Annotated in this window: 24 protein-coding genes and 1 pseudogene; 19 read left to right on the forward strand and 6 right to left on the reverse strand. The window is 61.5% G+C overall.

Annotation, left to right across the window (positions count from 1 at the left end):
* Window positions 1–53: 53 nt before the first annotated feature.
* Window positions 54–1,067: a porphobilinogen synthase gene (gene hemB / locus C5J24_RS23510; protein WP_105421403.1), complete on the reverse strand. Its 1,014-nt coding sequence runs from the start codon at window positions 1,065–1,067 to the stop codon at window positions 54–56.
* A 91-nt stretch (window positions 1,068–1,158) separates the two neighbouring features.
* A complete protein-coding gene (locus C5J24_RS23515) occupies window positions 1,159–1,539 on the reverse strand; it encodes a cupin domain-containing protein (RefSeq protein WP_105421405.1) in 381 nt (126 codons plus the stop codon).
* A 117-nt stretch (window positions 1,540–1,656) separates the two neighbouring features.
* On the opposite strand from C5J24_RS23515, the gene C5J24_RS23520 reads away from it, so the two are divergent.
* A complete protein-coding gene (locus tag C5J24_RS23520; RefSeq protein WP_046636524.1) occupies window positions 1,657–2,094 on the forward strand; it encodes a DUF6163 family protein in 438 nt (145 codons plus the stop codon).
* Between the two features lie 233 nt (window positions 2,095–2,327).
* A complete protein-coding gene (gene ldtR / locus C5J24_RS23525) occupies window positions 2,328–2,843 on the forward strand; it encodes a transcriptional regulator LdtR (RefSeq protein ID WP_037081118.1) in 516 nt (171 codons plus the stop codon).
* 133 nt (window positions 2,844–2,976) lie between these two features.
* On the opposite strand, the gene C5J24_RS23530 is transcribed toward ldtR, so the two are convergent.
* Both C5J24_RS23530 and C5J24_RS23535 read right to left on the reverse strand, forming a co-directional pair.
* Window positions 2,977–3,213, reverse strand: a complete 237-nt coding sequence (locus tag C5J24_RS23530) for a hypothetical protein (protein ID WP_105421407.1) — start codon at window positions 3,211–3,213, stop codon at window positions 2,977–2,979.
* A gap of 122 nt (window positions 3,214–3,335) precedes the next feature.
* On the reverse strand, window positions 3,336–3,554 hold the full coding sequence (locus tag C5J24_RS23535) for a hypothetical protein (protein ID WP_105421409.1): 219 nt from the start codon (window positions 3,552–3,554) through the stop codon (window positions 3,336–3,338).
* Window positions 3,555–3,976: 422 nt separating this feature from the next.
* Here C5J24_RS23535 and C5J24_RS23540 point away from each other — a divergent pair, with 422 nt between their 5' ends.
* From C5J24_RS23540 to C5J24_RS23560, 5 genes are all read left to right on the forward strand, one after another.
* Complete coding sequence (locus C5J24_RS23540) at window positions 3,977–5,308, forward strand: murein L,D-transpeptidase (RefSeq protein ID WP_105402968.1); 1,332 nt, start codon at window positions 3,977–3,979, stop codon at window positions 5,306–5,308.
* A gap of 178 nt (window positions 5,309–5,486) precedes the next feature.
* The gene (gene glyA / locus C5J24_RS23545; protein WP_046636526.1) at window positions 5,487–6,776 is read left to right on the forward strand and encodes a serine hydroxymethyltransferase; all 1,290 of its coding nucleotides are present in this window, start codon (window positions 5,487–5,489) and stop codon (window positions 6,774–6,776) included.
* Window positions 6,777–6,827: 51 nt separating this feature from the next.
* On the forward strand, window positions 6,828–7,307 hold the full coding sequence (nrdR, locus tag C5J24_RS23550) for a transcriptional regulator NrdR (protein ID WP_007771094.1): 480 nt from the start codon (window positions 6,828–6,830) through the stop codon (window positions 7,305–7,307).
* Window positions 7,308–7,309: 2 nt separating this feature from the next.
* A complete protein-coding gene (gene ribD, locus C5J24_RS23555; protein ID WP_105421411.1) occupies window positions 7,310–8,617 on the forward strand; it encodes a bifunctional diaminohydroxyphosphoribosylaminopyrimidine deaminase/5-amino-6-(5-phosphoribosylamino)uracil reductase RibD in 1,308 nt (435 codons plus the stop codon).
* A complete protein-coding gene (locus tag C5J24_RS23560; protein ID WP_105421413.1) occupies window positions 8,617–9,231 on the forward strand; it encodes a riboflavin synthase in 615 nt (204 codons plus the stop codon). Before ribD ends, C5J24_RS23560 begins: the two co-directional genes overlap by 1 nt.
* 15 nt (window positions 9,232–9,246) lie before the next feature.
* On the opposite strand, the gene C5J24_RS23565 is transcribed toward C5J24_RS23560, so the two are convergent.
* Window positions 9,247–9,768 (reverse strand): GNAT family N-acetyltransferase, encoded by a 522-nt coding sequence (locus C5J24_RS23565; RefSeq protein WP_105421415.1) that lies wholly within the window; start codon window positions 9,766–9,768, stop codon window positions 9,247–9,249.
* Between the two features lie 206 nt (window positions 9,769–9,974).
* On the opposite strand from C5J24_RS23565, the gene ribH reads away from it, so the two are divergent.
* The 4 genes from ribH (at window position 9,975) to C5J24_RS23585 (ending at window position 14,529) form a co-directional block, all read left to right on the forward strand.
* Complete coding sequence (ribH, locus tag C5J24_RS23570) at window positions 9,975–10,433, forward strand: 6,7-dimethyl-8-ribityllumazine synthase (protein ID WP_046636529.1); 459 nt, start codon at window positions 9,975–9,977, stop codon at window positions 10,431–10,433.
* Window positions 10,434–10,436: 3 nt separating this feature from the next.
* Window positions 10,437–10,916, forward strand: coding sequence for a transcription antitermination factor NusB (gene nusB, locus C5J24_RS23575; protein ID WP_038549009.1), 480 nt, complete (start codon window positions 10,437–10,439; stop codon window positions 10,914–10,916).
* Window positions 10,917–10,946: 30 nt separating this feature from the next.
* Window positions 10,947–12,170 carry an MFS transporter gene (locus tag C5J24_RS23580; RefSeq protein WP_105421417.1) on the forward strand — a complete coding sequence of 408 codons (1,224 nt, stop codon included), beginning with the start codon at window positions 10,947–10,949 and terminating at the stop codon, window positions 12,168–12,170.
* A 217-nt stretch (window positions 12,171–12,387) separates the two neighbouring features.
* On the forward strand, window positions 12,388–14,529 hold the full coding sequence (locus C5J24_RS23585; protein ID WP_105402973.1) for a sodium-translocating pyrophosphatase: 2,142 nt from the start codon (window positions 12,388–12,390) through the stop codon (window positions 14,527–14,529).
* A 73-nt stretch (window positions 14,530–14,602) separates the two neighbouring features.
* On the opposite strand, the gene C5J24_RS23590 is transcribed toward C5J24_RS23585, so the two are convergent.
* Window positions 14,603–15,118, reverse strand: a complete 516-nt coding sequence (locus C5J24_RS23590) for an outer membrane protein assembly factor BamE (protein WP_037080654.1) — start codon at window positions 15,116–15,118, stop codon at window positions 14,603–14,605.
* Between the two features lie 223 nt (window positions 15,119–15,341).
* On the opposite strand from C5J24_RS23590, the gene C5J24_RS23595 reads away from it, so the two are divergent.
* The 8 genes and pseudogenes from C5J24_RS23595 to C5J24_RS32210 form a co-directional block, all read left to right on the forward strand.
* Window positions 15,342–15,893 carry a ubiquinol-cytochrome C chaperone family protein gene (locus C5J24_RS23595; protein ID WP_105421419.1) on the forward strand — a complete coding sequence of 184 codons (552 nt, stop codon included), beginning with the start codon at window positions 15,342–15,344 and terminating at the stop codon, window positions 15,891–15,893.
* Between the two features lie 6 nt (window positions 15,894–15,899).
* Window positions 15,900–16,466, forward strand: a complete 567-nt coding sequence (locus C5J24_RS23600; protein ID WP_105402975.1) for a DUF177 domain-containing protein — start codon at window positions 15,900–15,902, stop codon at window positions 16,464–16,466.
* Window positions 16,467–16,619: 153 nt separating this feature from the next.
* Window positions 16,620–17,666 carry a phosphate acyltransferase PlsX gene (gene plsX / locus C5J24_RS23605; RefSeq protein ID WP_105421421.1) on the forward strand — a complete coding sequence of 349 codons (1,047 nt, stop codon included), beginning with the start codon at window positions 16,620–16,622 and terminating at the stop codon, window positions 17,664–17,666.
* A 20-nt stretch (window positions 17,667–17,686) separates the two neighbouring features.
* On the forward strand, window positions 17,687–18,658 hold the full coding sequence (locus C5J24_RS23610) for a beta-ketoacyl-ACP synthase III (protein ID WP_037080647.1): 972 nt from the start codon (window positions 17,687–17,689) through the stop codon (window positions 18,656–18,658).
* Window positions 18,659–18,779: 121 nt separating this feature from the next.
* Window positions 18,780–19,118 (forward strand): integration host factor subunit alpha, encoded by a 339-nt coding sequence (locus C5J24_RS23615; RefSeq protein ID WP_007770264.1) that lies wholly within the window; start codon window positions 18,780–18,782, stop codon window positions 19,116–19,118.
* 154 nt (window positions 19,119–19,272) lie between these two features.
* Window positions 19,273–19,806, forward strand: a complete 534-nt coding sequence (locus C5J24_RS23620) for a MerR family transcriptional regulator (RefSeq protein ID WP_046624314.1) — start codon at window positions 19,273–19,275, stop codon at window positions 19,804–19,806.
* A gap of 99 nt (window positions 19,807–19,905) precedes the next feature.
* A complete protein-coding gene (locus C5J24_RS23625) occupies window positions 19,906–20,361 on the forward strand; it encodes a BA14K family protein (protein ID WP_046636536.1) in 456 nt (151 codons plus the stop codon).
* Between the two features lie 284 nt (window positions 20,362–20,645).
* Window positions 20,646–20,907, forward strand: a pseudogene (locus C5J24_RS32210) (hypothetical protein); the annotation flags it as partial.

A 20,907-nucleotide genomic window follows, 5' to 3' on the forward strand; every position in this document is an offset into this window, starting at 1 on the left:
CATCTCCTGTTTCTCGAACATTGATATGGGATGAAACCGCCTCGGCAACAAGGTCACCCGTTCTTCGCCAGTTTCTTCGCCACGTCCATCGCGAAATAGGAAAGAATGCCGTCGCAGCCGGCACGTTTGAAGCAGAGCAGCGTCTCCATCATGACCCGTTCGCCGTCGATCCAACCGTTCATCGCGGCGGCCTTGATCTGCGTGTACTCGCCGGAGACCTGGTAGGCGAAGACGGGCAGACCGAACGCTTCCTTGATGCGCCAGCAGATGTCGAGATAGGCGATGCCGGGTTTGACCATCAGCATGTCGGCACCTTCCTCGACGTCGAGAGCCGCGTCCCGCACCGCTTCGGTGCCGTTGGCCGGCGAGATGTAATAGCTGTTCTTGTCGCCCTTCAGGAGGCCGCTGGTATTGATCGCCTCGCGATAGGGCCCGTAGAAGCCGGACGAGAATTTCGTCGCATAGGACATGATGCCGACATCCTGATGGCCCGCGGCGTCCAGCCCGCGGCGGATGGCACCGATCCGGCCGTCCATCATTTCCGACGGCGCGATGATGTCGGCCCCGGCATCTGCCTGCATGACGGCGGCGCGCACGATCTGGTCGACCGTCTCGTCGTTGACGATGATGCCGTCCCGGAGAATTCCGTCATGGCCGTGGCTGGTGAACGGATCGAGCGCCACGTCGGTGATGATGCCGATATTCGGCACGGCTTTCTTGAAAGCGGCGGTCGCCTGGTTGATCAGGTTGTTGGCGACCAGGCTGTTGGAGCCGGTCTCGTCGCGCAACGCCATCTCGATATCGGGGAAGGTGGCGATCGCCGGAATGCCGAGATCGGCCGCTTCCCTGACCGCCTCGACCGCCTTGTCGATGCTCATGCGGTTCACGCCGGGCATGGCGGCGATCGGATCGACGATGCCGGTGCCCGGAACGATGAAGATCGGCCAGATCAGATCGTCCACCGTCAGCCGGTTCTCCTGCACCAGCCTGCGCGTCCAGTCGGCCTTGCGGTTGCGCCGCATGCGGCGGTGGCCGGTGATCTCGTCGACCAGATGCGTCTTGTCCATGGCAAAGTCTCCAACTTCTCTTCCTTGCGCGCGTCATTATCATGCAGCACGCCGTTTGCGAATGGGAACGATCGCCGCAGTCGAGACCCGGCTAGATCCAGAGATCGTTTTGAGCCGTCCGTTCGCCGCCCTCGTTGCCGGTGTTCAGGACGCCACGCGGCTCGATCACCATCATCTTCACTTCCTTTTCGGCGAACGGCTTGTGCTGCACGCCCTTCGGCACGACGAACATTTCGCCCGGCCCGATGTGAACGCTGCCGTCGCGGAAGTCGATCCGCAAATGGCCTTCGATAACCATGAAGGCTTCATCCGTTTCCGGGTGATCGTGCCATATGAAATCGCCTTCGATGCGGACGAGCTTGAATTGGTAGTCGTTCATTTCGGCGACGACGCGCTGCTGCCAGAGGTCGGGTATCCGTGCCAGCTTCTCGGCGAGGTTTATCGGGGTATGTGAAAAGTTGCGCTCGGTCATGTCTTCTCCTTTGATCGGCGGCAAACCCTATCAGGGAGAGGCGCAGGGCTCTTGAACGATCGTGCAGGCGAGAGGCTGGTACTGGCGGTCGGCCACCGCGGCGGCTAGTGTAGTCCCATGGAACCCGATTCACTCACGGTGCCGAAGCGCACGCTGACCGAAATTCTCTACGTCGTCTTCCTCAGGCTGGTCGCGGTCGCCTGTTTCTGGTTCGGCCTGCAATATTGGGCGATGCTGGTTGGCTATTCGCTGAAGGGCATGGCCCGCTTCGACCTGCTGACGCTTCCCTGGAAGGTGGCGGCGTCTTCGCTTGCCGTGCTTTTTCCGGTCGCTTCGCTCGGCCTCTGGCTCACTGTTTCCTGGGGCCCCGTGCTCTGGGCGATTGCCGCAATCTCGCAGGTGTCGATGTATATCGTCTGGCCGGAGATCTTCGGACACAACCGTCTCGTTCCCCTCATGCACGGCCTCGTCGCCGCGCTTTACGTCGTATTTCGGCTCTCTTTATGGGTCGAGGCGCGCCGCAAGGCGGAGCGGGTAAGGATTGATTCACCCTGAAATTAAAGCTTTGACGGCCGGATTTGACAGGAAATTGGCCGCTAAGTGATTGATTTATCTTAAATCTGAATGGCTGCATCCTGGGCTGGCGAGGGCGGGCCGGAATTCGAAGAAACGCGTTAAGCGCTTTTTAAGCCTATGTTTTAAGTCGAATTTTATGCGTATTGGATAGTGTCTGTCTCAAGGCGGGAAGAAACAAACACCGCCAAACAAAACAGGATGAGGCAGTCATGATGAACACGAAACTGAAGCCGCAGGCGGCACCGGCAGTAGCAGATCCGCATGAAGATACCATTCGCGCCCTGTACATGGAGTCGCTGCATCTGGTCGAGCGCCTGCATCGCCGCCTTCTCGATGTGATCAAGGACGAGTTCGACCGCCAGGGTCGCGACGACGTCAACGCCGTCCAGGCTCTCCTGCTGTTCAACATCGGCAATTCGGAACTGACGGCCGGCGAACTGCGCTCCCGCGGTTACTATCTCGGCTCGAACGTCTCCTACAACGTCAAGAAGCTGGTCGACCTCGGCTTCATCAACCACCAGCGCTCGCGCATCGACCGTCGCTCGGTCCGCATCAGCCTGACGCCGGAAGGCCAGGAGATCGCCGAGGCCGTCGGCAAGCTCTACGAGCGCCATATCGGCTCGATCGAAAAGGTCGGCGGCATCGGCGAGGGTGAATTCTCTCAGATGAACAAGCTGCTCCAGCGCCTCGACCGCTTCTGGAACGACCAGATCCTTTACCGCCTTTAATCCACCGGGGGCTTGCGAAACACTCCATTACCTCCAGTCATGCGGTGCTACGCAAAAGCGTAACGGGGTGTCGGAAGACGCGCCGTTACGCTTGTTTGCGTTCGGGCTGCGTAGCCGCTCTGGCGGATACAGCCTATCGCTGGGCCAGCAGGGCGCGGCCGGCATTTCGGATGGTGAGGGCCGAGTCCGCCATCTGTGCGATCAAGCCGGCAGTCATCGCTGCGGCGAGGGTCTCTGTATAGTCTTCGCCCTGGAGACCGTGCTTTTTGCAATAATTTTGGACGGCTCCGCGTGTGGAGGTCGGCGAGACGCCAAACTTGTTGTTCTGGAAAGCATTGACAATGATTTGGTATTTTTCGTCCTGGGTCACGATAGCTCTCCAATGGGTGATGTTTGGGGTGCCTACCAGTATGGGGGCCGGGTTGATAGACGAATTCTGCCATGGGCGTCGGAAATACGTTCCGATATGTCCGTTTGCGCCGGAATGCTCGCCTACATTGTTGCTGCTGCCCGGCGAATCTCGGTCGTCATGCCCGCAAACATCGAGGAGAGGTCGAGCCAGCCGTCTGGTCTGCGGCCCGTCACCTTTTCCGGCCAGCCGCAGACGCCGTCCTGTTCGACATAACCGACGCATTGCGGGGCGGTCTCATCGCGAAAATGCAGGACGGCCAGTTTTCCAGGCTCAAGGGCTTCGATCGGGTACCAGTTCAATTCTCGTATTCCTCACTTTGACGGTCGACTTTTAGCCAATCCGCTTGTCCCAGGCTTACGGCTTTTACGTTTCCAAACGAGGGCTTGCTGTCCAGAATGCCGGGCCGGTTCCGTAAAAGAAGCAGGTCGCGGATCGACGATCCCGCAGCCCGTTCCGGGATCGCTTGCGTTCGCAGGGTGTGGCGCATATGCCGCCTGAAAAAATCACGTGCCAACACGGCTTTGTGACGCGCAAGTACCTGACACGAATTGGCCATATTGCTATGGGACCGGCTGGATGCAACGGGCCGGCGGGAATTCGCGCTTTCACGACATTGCGATGACGACGAAGCCCCCGTGCGGCTGCGCTAACTTTTTGCGCGTTCTTAACCATATCCCTGTAGGCGTCCTTGATGCTGCTCGGGACCAGATGGGTATTATTGATGTCGAAGAAGATCGGATCTGAAGCTCTTTCCCGCCGTGCCCTGCTTCGCACGGCCTTCTCTGCCGGTGCCGCCGCACTTGCAGCGCCCGCATTCGCCCAGACGGCGATGGACGATCTGATCAATGCGCCTCGCCGCGGCACCTGGGACGACCAGTTCGACGCCAAGGCCGCATCCAGAACCGCCGTCAACGTCGTCTCCAACAATCCGGTGCTCGGCGCTGGCGGACCGGCGAACATCCAGCAGGCGATCATTGACTATCAGCAGATCGTTGCGAACGGCGGCTGGCCCGAGGTCAATCCCGGCCAGCAGCGCCTGCGCCTCGGCGTCGTCGATCCGTCCGTGCAGCAGTTGCGCCAGCGCCTGATGATTTCAGGCGACCTGCCGCGTGAGGCGGGCATGTCTTCCTCGTTCGACAGCTATGTCGACGGTGCGGTGAAGCGTTTCCAGGCCCGCCACGGCCTGCCTGCCGACGGCGTAATGGGCGAATTTACCGTCAAGGCGATGAACATATCGGCCGACGTGCGCATGCGCCAGCTGGGCACCAATCTGGTGCGCCTGCAGTCCATGTCCGGCGATCTCGGCCCGCGCTACGTCATGGTCAATATTCCGGCCGCCTATATCGAGGCCGTGGAGAACGACCGCGTGGCGCTGCGCACCAATGCCGTCGTCGGCCGCATCGACCGCCCGACCCACGCCATCAACTCGAAGATCTACGAGGTCATCCTCAACCCTTACTGGACTGCGCCGCGCTCGATCGTCGAGAAGGACATCGTGCCGCTGATGCGCAAGGATCCGACCTATCTCACCCGCAACAACATCCGCCTGATCGACGGCAAGGGTAACGAAGTGGCTCCGGAAACGGTCGACTGGTTTGCGCCGAAGGCTCCGAACCTGATGTTCCGGCAGGATCCGGGCAAGATCAACGCCATGGCCTCGACGAAGATCAACTTCCACAACCCGAACAACGAATACATGCACGACACGCCCCAGCAGGGCCTGTTCAACAAGCTGATGCGCTTCGAATCCTCGGGCTGCATGCGCGTTCAGAACGTCCGCGACCTCATCAGCTGGCTGCTGCGCGACACCACCGGCTGGTCGCGCCAGGAGATCGAACGGGTGATCTCGACGCGCCAGAACACCCCGATCAAGCTCACGACAGAAGTTCCGGTCTATATCGTCTACATCACCGCCTGGTCGGCGAAGGACCGCGTCGTGCAGTTTCGCGACGACATCTACGAGCGTGACGGCAACCAGGAACTGGCACTGCAGACGACCACCGGCATCGAAAAGCCGGCCGGCGCCGCCGACGACGATCTGCTGCCGCAATAAGATCTGCTTCTTTTTTTCGTCTACGGAAGGCCGCATCCGCCAAGGGTGCGGCTTTTTTGTTTTCCAGGAGCATCTCCGCGTCTTCCGGCGAGCAAATGTCGTTCCCCGTATTGCTCTGCGCAAGGCGTAAGGCTAAGACGCGACATTGCAATGCCCACCCCTTTGAGGAGCCTCGCACATGTCGAACACCGACGTCTTCTTCTCCCGCCCGCTTGCAGAATCCGATCCGGAAATCTTTGGCGCGATCGAGAAGGAACTGGGTCGCCAGCGCCACGAAATCGAGCTGATCGCTTCGGAGAACATCGTTTCCCGCGCCGTGCTTGAGGCGCAGGGTTCGATCATGACCAACAAGTATGCGGAAGGTTATCCGGGCAAGCGTTATTACGGCGGCTGCCAGTTCGTCGATATCGCCGAGGAACTCGCCATCGAGCGCGCCAAGAAGCTGTTCGGCGTCAATTTCGTCAACGTCCAGCCGAATTCCGGTAGCCAAATGAACCAGGCCGTGTTCCTGGCGCTGCTGCAGCCGGGCGATACGTTCATGGGCCTCGACCTGAATTCGGGGGGACATCTCACCCACGGTTCGCCGGTCAACATGTCGGGCAAATGGTTCAACGTCGTGTCATACGGCGTGCGCGAAGGTGACAACCTGCTCGACATGGACGAGGTGCAGCGCAAGGCCGAGGAAACCAAGCCGAAACTGATCATCGCCGGTGGCACCGCCTATTCCCGCATCTGGGACTGGAAGCGTTTCCGCGAGATCGCCGATTCGGTCGGCGCCTATCTGATGGTCGACATGGCCCATATCGCCGGTCTGGTTGCCGGCGGCCAGCATCCGTCGCCGTTCCCGCATTGCCACGTCGCCACCACGACCACGCACAAGTCGCTGCGCGGTCCGCGCGGCGGCGTCATCCTCACCAATGACGAGGAACTGGCCAAGAAGTTCAATTCGGCCGTCTTCCCGGGCCTCCAGGGCGGTCCACTGATGCACATCATCGCCGCCAAGGCGGTTGCCTTCGGCGAAGCGCTGCAGCCGGACTTCAAGGATTATGCAGCCCAGATCGTCAAGAATGCCAAGGCGCTGTCCGAAACACTGATGGCCGGCGGCCTCGATATCGTTTCGGGCGGCACCGACAACCACCTGATGCTGGTCGACCTGCGCAAGAAGAACGCCACCGGGAAGCGCGCCGAGGCGGCCCTCGGTCGCGGCTACATCACCACCAACAAGAACGGCATTCCCTTCGACCCGGAAAAGCCCTTCGTTACCTCCGGTATCCGTCTCGGTACCCCGGCCGGCACGACGCGCGGCTTCAAGGAAGCGGAATTCAAGGAGATCGGCAATCTCATCATCGAGGTTCTCGACGGCCTGAAGGTGGCCAATTCCGACGAAGGCAATGCAAGCGTCGAAGCCGCCGTGCGCGACAAGGTCGTGGCGCTCACCGGCCGCTTCCCCATGTACCCGTATATGTGACCCCAACGGGGACCGCATTCGCGGTCCCTCTTGCCCATCCAAGGAGAGCCGATGCGCTGCCCCTATTGCGGTTCGGAAGACACGCAGGTCAAGGATAGTCGTCCGGCGGAGGATTACACCTCCATCCGCCGGCGGCGTATCTGCCCGGATTGCGGCGGCCGCTTCACGACTTTCGAGCGCGTGCAGCTTCGCGAACTGATGGTTACTAAGAAGACCGGCCGCAAGGTGCCGTTCGACCGCAACAAGCTGGTACGGTCGTTCCAGATCGCGCTGCGCAAGCGGCCGGTCGACAATGACCGCATCGAGCGGGCGGTTTCCGGTATCGTGCGCCGGCTCGAAAGCTCCGGCGAGAACGAGATTTCGTCGGAAGAGATCGGCCTGCAGGTGCTGGAGGCCTTGAAGAGCCTCGATGACGTCGCCTTCGTGCGTTATGCCTCCGTCTATCGCGATTTCTCCCACGCGGAGGATTTCGAAAAGGTGATCCAGGAGATCAACGCCAAGATCGCCCGCGATCCCGGCATCGAGCCGTAGCCATGACGAGCGCTGCCGAAGATCGGTGGTTCATGGCGTCGGCGCTGCGTCTGTCGCGCCTTCATACCGGTCAAACGGGCACCAATCCTTCGGTCGGCTGCGTGGTCGTCAAGGACGGCGAAGTCGTCGGTTCCGCCGTCACCGCACCCGGCGGTCGGCCGCATGCGGAAACCCAGGCGCTCGAGATCGCCGGCGAAAAGGCGAGGGGGGCGACCGTCTATGTCACGCTCGAACCCTGCTCGCATTACGGCCGCACGCCGCCCTGCGCCAACGCGCTCGTCGAGGCAGGCGTCGCCCGCGTCGTCATCTCATTGACCGATCCCGATCCGCGCGTCTCGGGGCGGGGGATTGCGATCCTGCGCGAGGCCGGCATTGTCGTAGAGACGGGCCTGATGGAGGAAGAGGGACGTCGGGCGCTCGCCGCCTACCTCACCCGCCAGACGAAGGGCCGCCCGCATGTGACTCTGAAGCTTGCCGTTTCCGCCAACGGCATGCTCGGCCGCCGCGGCGAGGAAGTGTCGATCACCGGACCCGAGGCGCGGGCGCAGGTGCACCGGCTGCGGGCCGAAGCCGACGCGATCCTGGTCGGCATCGGCACTGTGCTGTCGGATGATCCGGAGTTGACGGTGCGGATTTCGGGGCTGGAAAACCGGTCGCCGATCCGCATCGTGCTCGATCGTCGGCTTGAACTGCCGTTGGATTCCAAGCTGGTGAAGAGTGCGCGGGACGTGCCGGTGATTGCTGTGGCTGAACCGGGCTCGGTCTTGCAGGTTGAGGGTGCGGCGACGCCCCCCTCTGCCCTGCCGGGCATCTCCCCCAGAAGGGGGGAGATTGAATCGCGGCGGGCTCATTCGTCTCATTCTGGCTCCGAGCCCGTTTCTCCGGCGCCATCGGTGAGCTTGGGGCAAGACAGTGCATCCGTGATCTCCCCACCCGTGGGGGAGATGCCCGGCAGGGCAGAGGGGGGCGATCTGGCTCCGGGGGCGGCGGGTGATCTGGCCCCGAAGGCCGCCGCCCTCCAAGCCGCCGGCGTCGAGATCATGGACAGCACCGAACTCGACATCCTCCTGGCGATCCTGGCGGTTCGCGGCATGTCCTCGCTTCTGGTCGAAGGCGGCGCGACCGTCGCAAAGGCCTTCCTCGACGCAGACCTCGTCGACCGCGTCCTTCTCTTCCAGGGTAGCGGCATTGTCGGCGAGGGCGGGCTTGAATCGCCGCTGACGCCATCCGATATGCCGGCAGAGTTTAAGCTCGTGCGCGAGGAAAGCTTCGGGCCGGACAGCTGTTTCGAATACGAAAGAGGTTTCTGATGTTCACCGGAATTGTCACCGATGTCGGCACGGTCGCGGCAACGACGCCGATGGACGAAGGCGTCAAGCTCAGGATCGCCACCAATTACGACCCGAAAACCATCGACATGGGCGCCTCGATTTCCCATGGCGGCGTCTGCCTGACGGTGACAAACCTGCCGGACGAAGGCAGCAACGAGCGCTGGTTCGAGGTCGAGGCCTGGGAAGAGGCGCTGCGGCTGACGACGATCGCGGCCTGGACCGAGGGCACGCGCGTCAATCTGGAACGGGCACTGAAGATCGGCGACGAACTCGGCGGCCATATCGTCTCCGGCCATGTGGACGGCACGGCGGAAATTCTAGGCATCGAACATGAGGGCGAGGCGGTGCGCATCCGTCTTCGCGCACCCGAGGCGCTTGCCCGATTTGTGGCTCCGAAGGGCTCGGTCGCGCTGGACGGCACGTCGCTGACGGTCAACGCTGTCGATGGCACCGATTTCGACGTTCTGCTGATCCGCCACACGCTCGCCGTTACCACCTGGGGCGATCGCAAGGCGGGCGATTTCGTCAATTTTGAGGTCGACACGATGGCGCGTTACGCCGCACGGCTTGCGGAATTTCCGGCGAAAAGCTGACGGCTAGCCGCGCGATCAGTTTTCGCGCGCCAGCACCACGATCGGGCCATGATAATCGGCACGGGCGAACTCGCGGAAGCCGAGTTTGGATGCAACCTTGAGCGAGGCGGCATTTTCGGGGCTGATGATGCAGGTCATCCGGCGATCGGGAAAATGGGCTTCGCCCCAGGAGATCATTGCGCCCACTGCCTCGGTCGCATAACCACGGCCGTGGACGGACGGGATGAGTGCCCAGCCCGTCTCGAGCGTCCCCTCGATGGAGGGTTGAAATTCCCGGCGCATGTCCTGGAAACCGGCTTCCCCGAGAAAGCGTCCCGTTTCCTTTTCCTCGATTGCCAGGAAGCCGAAACCCATGATTTGCCACATGCCGTTGACGCGCAGCATGCGACTCCAGCTGGTTTCGCGGGACGAGGGGATACCGGATATGTAGCGGACCACGTCCGGGTCGGCCCAGAATTCCGCATAGGTCTCGAACTCCTCTAGCCGGTGAGGGCGCAGGATCAGCCGTTCGGTTTCGAGGGTTGGAATGGTGGTCATGGCGGGCTCCATGGTCCGGTGTTGGCACTGATCTTATCGTCGCTCGCTCAGCTATTCCCGATTCGCATCGCTGCGTTCAGCGAAAATTGCTTGCCATTCCCCTCAGAGCGTGTTTTGACCGCCACCTGCTCGAGACCCATATGACTATCGGCCCGCCTTGAGGCGATATCGATCTCATGCTGGGCCGATTTGAACAAAGGTGAATCATGTCACGCGAAACCGCTCCACACCTCCTCGTCGTCGAGGCGCGTTTCTACGACGATATGTCCGATGCACTGCTTGAAGGCGCGACCCATGCGCTGAAGGAGGCAGGGGCGACCTATGACGTGGTCACCGTTCCCGGTGCGCTCGAAGTCCCGCCGGCGATCGCTATGGCGCTCGATGCGTCGGAAGAGGGCGGCACCGATTACGACGGCTTCGTCGCGCTAGGTATGGTCATCCGCGGCGAGACCTACCATTTCGATATCGTCTCGAATGAATCCTCCCGCGCTCTGATGGACCTCGCCGTGTCGGAATCGCTTGCGATCGGCAACGGCATCCTCACCTGCGAGAACGACGAACAGGCCTGGGCACGCGCCCGCCGTTCGGACAAGGACAAGGGCGGCTTTGCCGCCCGTGCGGCGCTGACCATGATCGCGCTGCGTGACAAGCTGAACGGTGGTTGATTGATGGCCAAGGAAGGCGAACACCCGGTGAAGCCGGCCAATCAGCGCGGCGCCGCCCGTCTGGCGGCCGTGCAGGCGCTCTACCAGATGGATGTCGGCGGGACCGGCGTGCTGGAAGTCGTGGCCGAATATGAGGCCCATCGCCTCGGACAGGAACTCGACGGCGACACCTATCTGAAGGCCGACGCCTCATGGTTCCGCTCGATCGTTGCCGGCGTCGTGCGCGATCAGGTGAAGATCGACCCGCTGATCCGCGCCTCTCTGCAGGAAGATTGGCCGCTGTCGCGTCTCGATTCGACGCTGCGGGCCATCCTGCGCGCCGGTACGTTCGAAATCCTCGAGCGCAAGGACGTGCCGGTAGCCGTTATCGTCACCGAATATGTCGAGATCGCTCACGCTTTCTTCGGAGAGGAAGAGCCGCGCATCGTCAACGCTGTCCTCGATCGCATTGCCAAGCAGGTACGCGGCGAAGCCAAGAAATAAAAACTAAACGGCAAGACAGGGTGGGGCAGCATGGACGGCGCGGTAGACGGTCTTCAGATACAGATGAGCACCGCCCGGCGCAGTGTCGCTCTGCTTGCCGGTGCCCAGGCCGTCCTCGGTTCGGCGCCGCCTCTGGTGTTTGCGCTCGGCGGTCTCGTCGGTTACCAGCTGTTGGGCGATGACAAGTCGCTCGCGACCGCTCCGCTGACCGGCTTCAATGTCGGCATGGCGGCCGGCGCCGTCGCGGTTGCCATCGCCTCGCGGTTCCTCGGCCGCAAGGCGAGCTTCATGTTGGGCTCGGTTCTCGGAGCGGTGGGGGCCGCCACCGCGGCAATCGCGCTGTTCCATTCGAACTTCTGGCTTTTTGCGGTCGGCCTGCTGCTGATCGGCCTCTGCAATGGTTTCACCCAGAAGATCCGTTTCGCCGCCGCCGATGCGTCGCCCTCGTTCTACAAGCCGAAGGCGATCTCCTGGATCCTCGCGGCCGGCATAGTTTCGGCGGTCCTCGGGCCGCAGCTTGCGATCTGGACCAAGGACCTGTTGTCGCCCGTGCTGTTCGCCGGCGCCTTCGTGGCCGTCATTCCGCTTTATCTGATCGCCCTCCTGATGCTGGCGCCGCTGAAACTGCCGCAGATGAGCGGCAGTCACGCGGCTTCGGCCCCGGCGCGTTCGCTGGGCGAGATCGTCGTCACCCAGCGGTTCCTGACCGGCATGATCTGCGGCATCTCCTCCTATGCGCTGATGACCTTCATGATGACCGGCGCGCCGCTTGCCATGGTGATCGGCTGCGGTTTTCCGTCGGAAATGGCCACACTCGGCATCCAGTGGCACGTGCTCGCCATGTTCGCGCCGAGCTTTTTCACCGGCATGCTGATTTCACGCTTCGGCGTCGAAAAGATCGTCGCCGCCGGGCTCCTGATCCTGATGGGCTGCGCCGTGATCGCCCATATGGGCATCGAGCTGTGGAACTTCTGGGGCGCGCTGGTGCTGCTCGGCATCGGCTGGAACTTCGCCTTCATCGGCTCGACCGCCATCGTCGCCTCCAGCTATCGCCCGCATGAGGCCGACAAGGTGCAGGGTTTTCACGACATCATCCTCTTCACCACGGTAGCGCTGTCTTCCTTCTCCTCGGGCAAGGTGTTCACCGCCTACGGTTGGTCCTTCATGAACCTGATCATCTGGCCGGTGACGATCGTCTGCCTCGGTCTGGTGCTGGCGCTGATGTTCAAGCGCTCTTCCGCGAAATCCGCTTAGAGTCTTGTCCCTTCGGGCTTGACGCCAATTCATCTCCACCGCAATCTCCCGTCCGCGCAGGCGATCCCGGATTCCTTGGGAGGGGAGCGGTCGTCTGCGCGGGAATGCGCACTATGGAGTATTGCGGCGGTCTTGCTCATCTCGTGGATGTGTGCCGTCGCAGGGGTGCACGGCCGGAGGGTATGGACCACCCGGCGCTAAGGGAGAGGAAAAGCGAATGACTGTAATTATGGGTGTGATCGTGTGCGGGTTGCTATCGATCATTTATGCCGTCTGGGCGACGCGTTCCGTGCTGGCTGCCGATCAGGGCAGCATCCGCATGCAGGAGATCGCCGGATATATCCGTGAAGGCGCACAGGCCTATCTGGCGCGCCAATACATGACCATTGCCATCGTCGGCGTCGTCGTAACCATTCTGGCCTGGGTGCTGCTGTCCGGCACCGCTGCGGTCGGCTTCGTCATCGGTGCCGTACTTTCGGGTGCCGCCGGGTTCATCGGCATGCACGTCTCGGTCCGCGCCAACGTGCGCACCGCCCAGGCTTCTTCCCAAAGCCTTGCGGCCGGTCTCGACATCGCTTTCAAATCCGGCGCCATCACCGGCATGCTGGTGGCAGGCCTCGCTCTCCTCGGCGTCTCGATTTATTACTGGATTCTGACGGCCGGTCTCGGCCATCCGAGCGGCTCGCGTGAAGTCATCGACGCGCTCGTCTCGCTCGGCTTCGGCGCTTCGCTGATCTCGATCTTCGCCCGTCTCGGCGGCGGCATCTTCACCAAGGGTGCGGACGTCGGCGGCGACCTCGTCGGCAAGGTGGAGGCCGGCATTCCGGAAGACGATCCGCGCAACCCCGCGACGATCGCCGACAACGTCGGCGACAATGTCGGCGATTGCGCCGGCATGGCGGCCGACCTTTTCGAAACCTATGCGGTCTCCGTCGTCGCCACCATGGTGCTTGCGGCGATCTTCTTTGCCGGCGCGCCCATCCTCGCGACCGTCATGGTTTATCCGCTGGCGATCTGCGGCGCCTGCATCATCACCTCGATCATCGGCACCTTCTTCGTCAAGCTCGGCTCCAACGGCTCGATCATGGGCGCTCTCTACAAGGGCCTGATCGTCACCGGCTTGCTGTCGATCGTCGGTCTCGCCATCGCCACCTCCCTGACCATCGGCTGGGGCACGATCGGCACCGTTGCGGGCAAGCCGATCACCGGCGCGAACCTGTTCATCTGCGGGCTGCTCGGCCTCGTGGTGACGGCGCTGATCGTCGTCATCACCGAATACTACACCGGTACCAACAAGCGCCCGGTAAACTCGATCGCCCAGGCCTCGGTGACGGGTCACGGCACCAACGTCATCCAGGGCCTCGCGGTCTCGCTGGAATCGACCGCCCTTCCGGCGATCGTCATCGTCGGCGGCATCATCGCCACCTACCAGTTCGCCGGCCTGTTCGGCACCGGCATCGCCGTCACCACCATGCTCGGCCTTGCCGGCATGATCGTGGCGCTCGATGCCTTCGGTCCGGTCACCGACAATGCCGGCGGCATCGCCGAAATGGCCCACCTGCCGCCGGAAGTGCGCAAGTCGACAGACGCGCTCGATGCTGTCGGCAACACCACCAAGGCAGTCACCAAGGGTTATGCGATCGGTTCTGCCGGCCTCGGCGCGCTGGTTCTGTTCGCCGCCTATTCCAACGATCTCAAATATTTCGTGGCAAACAGTGCCCAGTATCCGTATTTCAACGGCGTCGGCGAAATCGATTTCGACCTCTCCAACCCTTACGTCGTCGCCGGCCTGATCTTCGGGGGCCTCATCCCATACCTGTTCGGCGGCATCGCGATGACCGCCGTCGGCCGCGCTGCGGGCTCGATCGTCGAGGAAGTGCGCAAGCAGTTCCGCGAAAAGCCGGGCATCATGGCGGGAACCGAAAAGCCTGACTATGGCCGTGCCGTCGACATCCTGACCCGGGCTGCGATCCGCGAGATGATCATTCCGTCGCTTCTGCCGGTTCTCGCCCCCATCGTCGTCTATTTCGGCGTCCTGCTGATCTCCGGCGGCGACAAGGCTTCGGCGTTTGCGGCCCTCGGCGCATCGCTGCTCGGCGTCATCGTCAACGGCCTGTTCGTGGCGATCTCCATGACCTCAGGCGGCGGCGCCTGGGACAATGCCAAGAAGAGCTTCGAGGACGGCTTCGTCGACAAGGACGGCACCCGCCACATGAAGGGTTCCGAAGCCCACAAGGCATCGGTCACCGGTGATACCGTCGGCGATCCCTACAAGGATACGGCAGGCCCTGCCGTCAACCCGGCGATCAAGATCACCAATATCGTGGCGCTTCTGCTGCTGGCGGTTCTTGCAGGCTGAAACCTGGCCCGAACGTGAAATAAAAAAGCCCGCGGGGAGCGATCCCCGCGGGCTTTTGTTTCGTTCGAGGTATTTACCTGCCGAAGTTCGACAGGATGCTGCGGGCTGCTGCCCCACCGGCACCGGAACCGCCGGAAAGCAGCTGCTGCAGGAAGGTGAGGTCGCGGCCGCCGGTCGGCGTCGTGCGCGAGATCGTGTCGAACACCTTGCCGTCCTGCATCGTATAGTTGGCGCGGCGTGCAACGACGCCGTCCTTGTCGAAATAGATGGCGAGCACCGTCTGATCGACGATCTTCGGCTTCATGAAAGCCGCAGCGCGCGTGCGTTTCTGCGAGATGTAATAGAACACCTCGGTATCGAAGGTTGCCGTCGTCGAGGGCGTGCCCATCGTCAGCAGTACCTGCTCGCGGCTCGACCCGACCGGAATAAGCTCCAGCGACTTCTGGTCGACCACGTAGCCGTTATACATGGTGTCGCCGATCTGCATGGACGTGCAACCCGAGACAGCGATGGATGCGACGACCATTGCCATCGCGGTTTTACTCAAGAATGTCATCTCGTATCCGAAAACCCGCTTGTTCAACGGCATCCCCCAAACTCAACCTGCCCCTGCTGACCCTACCATTGTGGCTATTCAGGGACATAAGATCGATCCCGACCTGTTGTTAAGGCCGCGAAGATCCCACCCCGTTCGCTGATCCGGCGGAACGGCATTGCAATTCGTGCATGCTTCGGTAAACCAGCTTTCGTTTCCATGCAACATGGCCGGTGGCAGGCCAGGGCGTTCCTGGAGGCAAATAACGGGAATTCAGATGATCTTCGGCCTTTTCAAGAAGAAAAACCAGAACCAGGCGATCGTTGACCGCCAGTATTCGACTTTGACGTCGTTGGCGCGCGTTCCGTTCTTCTACAGCGATCTGGACGTACCGGACACGGTCATGGGCCGTTTCGAGATGCTTTCGATCGTGATGATCCTGTTCTTCAGGCGGACGGCGAAATCCGATTCGAGCGGTCAGGAACTGGCTCAGGAGATCGTCGACGCATTTTTTCAGGATATCGACCATTCGATCCGCGAACTCGGCATCGGCGACCAGGGCGTGCCGAAGCGCATGAAAAAGCTGGCCGGCATGTTCTATGGCCGCGTGGAGACCTATGCTGCCGCTCTCGAAGACAAGGATAGCGAGGCGCTTGCCGCAGCCCTTAGCCGGAATATCTATCCGAAGGCGGAGGATGCGCCTGGCATGCGAGGGCTGGCGGACTGGATGATTGTTGCGGAGACGGCGCTCGCCGGCATTTCCGAAGATGAGATTTCGCGCGGCCACGCGGTCCTGCCCCTGCCGGACCCGCTGCCGCGAGAAGAGTGAGGTTTGATGAAGAACGATAGTGGCGCAGGCGAAAAGCCTCCCTTTTCCTATCCCGTCAAGGTCGGGAATATTTCCGCGAATGCGGTGACGGTGAAGCTCGAAGCCGATGCGCGCGAACTCGAGGGCCTGGCAAAGCTGTGGCAGGTCGTTTCGGTCGGTTCGCTGAAAGCGGAACTGCAGATCGCCCGGTGGAAGAAGGACGGCGTGCGTCTCAAGGGGCGCGTGAAGGCTGATATCGTCCAGTCCTCCGTCGTCACGCTCGAACCTGTCGCATCGAAGATAGACGAAGAGTTCGAGCAGATCTTCGTGCCTGAGGGATCGAAGCTCGCGCGGATCGTCACCAGCGATACCGCGGAGATGGTGATCGATCCCGATGGGCCCGATCTTCCCGAAATGTTCATCGGCGACACGATCGATGTCGGCGAAGTGGTGGCCGAGTTCGCGGCACTTGCGATCGATGCCTATCCGCGCGAACCGGGCGCCGAGTTTGCCGATCACCTGGAAACCGACGCGGATGAAAAGTCCGGGCGCCCCAATCCCTTTGCCGTCCTCAAGGACTGGAAAAAGGATTGAGGACGGGTTGTAAGCGACAGCAAAAACTATATTTTGGCCACGAATTCGCCGGCACGGCCCCGCATGAGGAGCGAAGGGCCGTTGGAGACGTTAGGACTGGCGCATGGTCCCCCCACAGGGTATGCGTTCGGCGAAGATAAGGATCAGGGACGAGTGATCAGAATTTCTATCGATGCCATGGGCGGCGATTTTGGTCCCGAGGTCGTCATTGCCGGTGCTGCCAAGGCACTGGAACGCCACCCGGATGTGACCTTCCTCATCTATGGCCTGAAGGCTGAGTGCGAGCCGGTTCTCGCGAAATATCCGAAGCTGCGGGACAAGTCCGTCTTCTACGAATGCGAACTTGCTGTCAGCATGGAGGAGAAGCCGAGTGCAGCGCTTCGCCGCGGCCGTTATATCTCCACCATGTGGCGTTCGATCGAGGCGGTAAAGCTCGGCGAGGCCGAGGTCGTGGTTTCCGCCGGCAATACCGGCGCCCTGATGGCGATGGCAAAATTCTGTCTGCGCACCATGGCCAACATCGAGCGCCCGGCGATCGCCGGCATCTGGCCGACCCTCAAGGGCGAAAGCATCGTGCTTGATATCGGCGCGACGATCGGTGCCGACGCCCAGCAGCTCCTCGATTTCGGGATCATGGGCGGCGCCATGGCGCGCTCACTTTTCGAAATAGATAGGCCGACAGTCGGGCTTCTGAATGTCGGCGTCGAAGAGGTGAAGGGCCAGGAGGAGGTCAAGGAGGCCGGACAGCTGATCCGCGAGGCAAACCTGCCGACCATCGCCTATCACGGTTTCGTCGAGGGCGACGACATCGGCAAGGGTACCGTCGATGTGGTGGTGACCGAGGGCTTTACCGGCAATATCGCGCTGAAGGCGGCGGAGGGCACGGCCCGGCAGATCGCCACGCTTCTGCGCGAATCGATGTCGCGCACGCTGCTGGCCCGGATCGGTTATCTTCTTGCCAAGCCCGCCTTCGACAGGCTGCGTGAGAAGATGGACCCGAACAAGGTCAATGGCGGCGTGTTCCTCGGCTTGAACGGCATCGTCATCAAGAGCCATGGCAGTGCCAATGCCGACGGCTTTGCTGCCGCGATCGATGTCGGTTATGACATGGCACGCAACGATCTCAACGCGAAGATCCGGCAGGATCTCGCAATTTACCATGCGCGTCGCCAGCCGCCGGCTGGCCCCGAAGCGGCATGACGACAGGATGTGAGTTAAGAATGATCCGTTCAGTGGTTCGCGGTTACGGGGCAGCGCTCCCGAAGCGGGTGGTGACCAATCGCGAGTTGGAAGACATCGTCGAGACCTCCGACGAATGGATCGTGCAGCGCACGGGCATTCGTCAGCGCTACCTCGCCGGCGAGGGCGAGACGACCGCCTCTCTCGGCGAGCAGGCGGCTCGTGCGGCGCTCGAAAACGCCGGGCTGACGCCGGATGACATCGATCTCGTGCTGGTCGCGACCTCGACGCCCGACAACACCTTTCCCGCGACCGCCGTCAATATCCAGAACCGGCTGGGCATGACCCATGGCTACGCCTTCGACCTGCAGGCGGTCTGCACCGGCTTCGTTTATGCAATGGCGACCGCTGATCTGCACATTCGCGGCGGCATGGCAAAGCGTGTCCTGGTGATCGGCGCCGAGACCTTTTCCCGCATTCTCGACTGGAAGGACCGCACCACCTGCGTGCTTTTCGGCGACGGCGCAGGCGCGCTGGTGCTCGAAGCGGCGGAAGGCGAGGGGACGATCGCCGATCGCGGCGTGCTGACCGCGCACCTGCGTTCCGACGGTTCCCACAAGGACAAGCTCTACGTCGATGGCGGCCCGTCGAGCACGGGCACGGTCGGGCACCTGCGCATGGAGGGCCGCGAGGTCTTCAAACATGCGGTCGGCATGATCACCGACGTGATCGACAGCGCGTTCGCGGCGACCGGCACGACGGCGGACGATCTCGACTGGCTGGTGCCGCACCAGGCCAATCGCCGCATCATCGACGGATCGGCGAAGAAACTCGGCATTCCTTTGGAAAAGGTCGTCGTGACGGTCGATCTGCATGGTAATACTTCGGCTGCATCGATTCCTTTGGCACTTTCGGTTGCCGCCTCCGACGGGCGCATCAAGAAGGGTGATCTGGTGATGCTCGAAGCCATGGGCGGCGGTTTTACGTGGGGCGCATTGCTGGTCCGCTGGTAGGGCGGCAACGATCGGCCGAAACGTAAATAAGCGATTGAGCACAGGTGCTTGACCCTCGCGCTCAAGCAAAATACTCTCTATCGGCTTTGATAAGATCAATTTCGAAAATTGGGCGGGGATCATGGCCGGCAAGACAGTAACACGCGCGGATCTGGCGGAATCGGTTTTCCGCAAGGTCGGACTTTCGCGGACGGAATCGGCCGAGCTCGTTGAGACGGTCATTGACGAGATATGCAATGCGATCGTCCGGGGCGAGGTGGTCAAGCTTTCCTCCTTCGCGACCTTCCAGGTGCGCTCCAAGAACGAGCGTATCGGCCGCAATCCGAAGACCGGCGAGGAAGTGCCGATCTCTCCGCGCCGGGTGATGACGTTCAAGGCCTCCAACGTGCTGAAGAGCCGTATCCTCAAGGCGCATACCGCGCGCAAGGCGAAACTGAAGCCGGCAAGCCCGGTGGCGTGAAGTCCGCGACCTTTTCCGCAATCCTGTGAACATGCTTGAATCTCTCGGCTTAAACCGTTGAGATATGTCCGATTCGGCGCATAATTCGCCCATGTATCGGAGGCTATGAGTCTGCCCTTGGGGCATGGGCAGCCTGCCGTTTGGAGTATGAACTTTGGAGAAGAGCCCGGACGCCTTTCGTACGATCAGCGAGGTCGCCGACGACCTCGACCTGCCACAGCATGTGCTGCGCTTCTGGGAAACGCGTTTTCCGCAGATCCGGCCGATGAAGCGTGGCGGCGGGCGGCGTTATTACCGGCCCGAGGACGTCGATCTCCTGAAGGGCATCCGCCACCTGCTCTACGATCACGGCTACACCATAAAGGGCGTGCAGAAGCTTCTGAAGACGAACGGCAACAAGTTCGTCTCTGCGATTGCATCAGGCGACCTCGCCACGATGGAAGCGATCATGGCGGCAAACAGCGAAAAGCAGGCCGAGCCGAAGATCAGCACGGCCGAAGAGGATCAGATCGTCGGCCGCCCCAAGGTGAAGCCGAGCGGGCGCTTTTTCGGGTTCGGCACCTCCCACGAGGACGACATGGAAGTGTCGATCGGTAAGTCCAGCATCGGCAAGGAAGACCGTGCCTTGCTGCAGGAAGCGCTCTTCGACCTCCTAGAATGCAAGCGCCTCTTGGATCAGGTTCGCTAACTCAACACACGCCAACGTTAAGCAAAATTTACCATTCACCTCTGGTTCAGGAGAAATGGAGGATCATTTCTTCACAAGGAAAATCAGAGGAGGTGAATTATGAAAAAAAAGCTCGCCGTCGCCGTTTTGTCCCTGATTACGGCCTTTAGCGGCGTCGCTCCCGCCCAGGCGTTTCCCTCGATCGGCGCCCCACGCATCGAGAGATCCCAGGACATCCAGCAGGTGCAATATTACTGGCGCGACCGTGACCGCTGGGAAGGGCGTCGTTATTACCGCGACCGCTATTATGGCGACCGGCATTACCGCCGCCACCGCCGCGGCCCGGATGCCGGTGCGATCATCGGGGGGCTTGCACTTGGCGCGATCATCGGCGGAGCACTGGCCCAACCGCGCTACACACCGAGATACGCACCGCGCTACTACCCGCCTCGGCGTTATGTCGGCGGCAATTCGCACGTGAACTGGTGCTACGCCCGCTACCGGTCCTACAGGGCCTATGACAACACGTTCCAGCCCTATTACGGCCCGCGCCAGCAGTGCTATTCGCCCTACTGATATCCGTCGTGGAACCGGATGAAAACCTTGAGCCCGCCCTGCCAATCCGGTGGGGTGGGTAGATCGCGTGGGGAAGTCCCGGTTCTCGGAAAAGGCTTTTGATCTGACTGAGATTTCAAGGGGATTTAATTGGTCGGGGCGACGGTCGGCGGTCTGTGACGCCACTTGATTGAGGCTGAACACCTATCCTATTCTTCCAAGGTGAAATCTGCGAAGGGGCAAGTGGATTGGGGTGGCACGCATACATTGACGAAAGTTATCGGCCGGACCGCGATGCTTACGTTATGGCTGGTTGCGCGGCTACGGCTGATGAATGGACGGCCTTTTCTCAGGAGTGGCGAGAGTTGCTTGCCCGTTTCGGAAGGGTCGACGAAAATGGCGATCGCTATTTTCATATGACGGAAATGGTTCATCGTACTGAGGAAGTGGGCTTCTTCTACGGCGCGATGCGGCGACATATACCGTTGTACGTGTCCGCCAGATACAATCGATCAGATTACGAGCGAGCGCGCAGAAGAATCTACATCCCAGGGGCTTGGGTGGGTT

The sequence above is a fragment of the Neorhizobium sp. T25_27 genome (assembly GCF_002968565.1).
GTDB lineage: Bacteria > Pseudomonadota > Alphaproteobacteria > Rhizobiales > Rhizobiaceae > Neorhizobium > Neorhizobium tomejilense.

Bases quoted from the DNA above. Each gene is read 5' to 3' on its own strand.
- C5J24_RS23515 (WP_105421405.1), bottom strand. From the start codon at position 1,539: ATGACCGAGCGCAACTTTTCACATACCCCGATAAACCTCGCCGAGAAG.
- ribH (WP_046636529.1), top strand. From the start codon at position 9,975: ATGTCACGCGAAACCGCTCCACACCTCCTCGTCGTCGAGGCGCGTTTC.
- glyA (WP_046636526.1), top strand. From the start codon at position 5,487: ATGTCGAACACCGACGTCTTCTTCTCCCGCCCGCTTGCAGAATCCGAT.
- C5J24_RS23540 (WP_105402968.1), top strand. From the start codon at position 3,977: ATGTCGAAGAAGATCGGATCTGAAGCTCTTTCCCGCCGTGCCCTGCTT.
- C5J24_RS23565 (WP_105421415.1), bottom strand. From the start codon at position 9,768: ATGACCACCATTCCAACCCTCGAAACCGAACGGCTGATCCTGCGCCCT.
- C5J24_RS23615 (WP_007770264.1), top strand. From the start codon at position 18,780: ATGGCCGGCAAGACAGTAACACGCGCGGATCTGGCGGAATCGGTTTTC.
- nusB (WP_038549009.1), top strand. From the start codon at position 10,437: ATGGCCAAGGAAGGCGAACACCCGGTGAAGCCGGCCAATCAGCGCGGC.
- C5J24_RS23520 (WP_046636524.1), top strand. From the start codon at position 1,657: ATGGAACCCGATTCACTCACGGTGCCGAAGCGCACGCTGACCGAAATT.
- ribD (WP_105421411.1), top strand. From the start codon at position 7,310: ATGACGAGCGCTGCCGAAGATCGGTGGTTCATGGCGTCGGCGCTGCGT.
- C5J24_RS23600 (WP_105402975.1), top strand. From the start codon at position 15,900: ATGAAGAACGATAGTGGCGCAGGCGAAAAGCCTCCCTTTTCCTATCCC.
- C5J24_RS23560 (WP_105421413.1), top strand. From the start codon at position 8,617: ATGTTCACCGGAATTGTCACCGATGTCGGCACGGTCGCGGCAACGACG.
- C5J24_RS23610 (WP_037080647.1), top strand. From the start codon at position 17,687: ATGATCCGTTCAGTGGTTCGCGGTTACGGGGCAGCGCTCCCGAAGCGG.
- C5J24_RS23585 (WP_105402973.1), top strand. From the start codon at position 12,388: ATGACTGTAATTATGGGTGTGATCGTGTGCGGGTTGCTATCGATCATT.
- C5J24_RS23595 (WP_105421419.1), top strand. From the start codon at position 15,342: ATGATCTTCGGCCTTTTCAAGAAGAAAAACCAGAACCAGGCGATCGTT.
- hemB (WP_105421403.1), bottom strand. From the start codon at position 1,067: ATGGACAAGACGCATCTGGTCGACGAGATCACCGGCCACCGCCGCATG.
- C5J24_RS23580 (WP_105421417.1), top strand. From the start codon at position 10,947: ATGGACGGCGCGGTAGACGGTCTTCAGATACAGATGAGCACCGCCCGG.
- C5J24_RS23590 (WP_037080654.1), bottom strand. From the start codon at position 15,118: ATGCCGTTGAACAAGCGGGTTTTCGGATACGAGATGACATTCTTGAGT.
- ldtR (WP_037081118.1), top strand. From the start codon at position 2,328: ATGAACACGAAACTGAAGCCGCAGGCGGCACCGGCAGTAGCAGATCCG.
- nrdR (WP_007771094.1), top strand. From the start codon at position 6,828: ATGCGCTGCCCCTATTGCGGTTCGGAAGACACGCAGGTCAAGGATAGT.
- C5J24_RS23625 (WP_046636536.1), top strand. From the start codon at position 19,906: ATGAAAAAAAAGCTCGCCGTCGCCGTTTTGTCCCTGATTACGGCCTTT.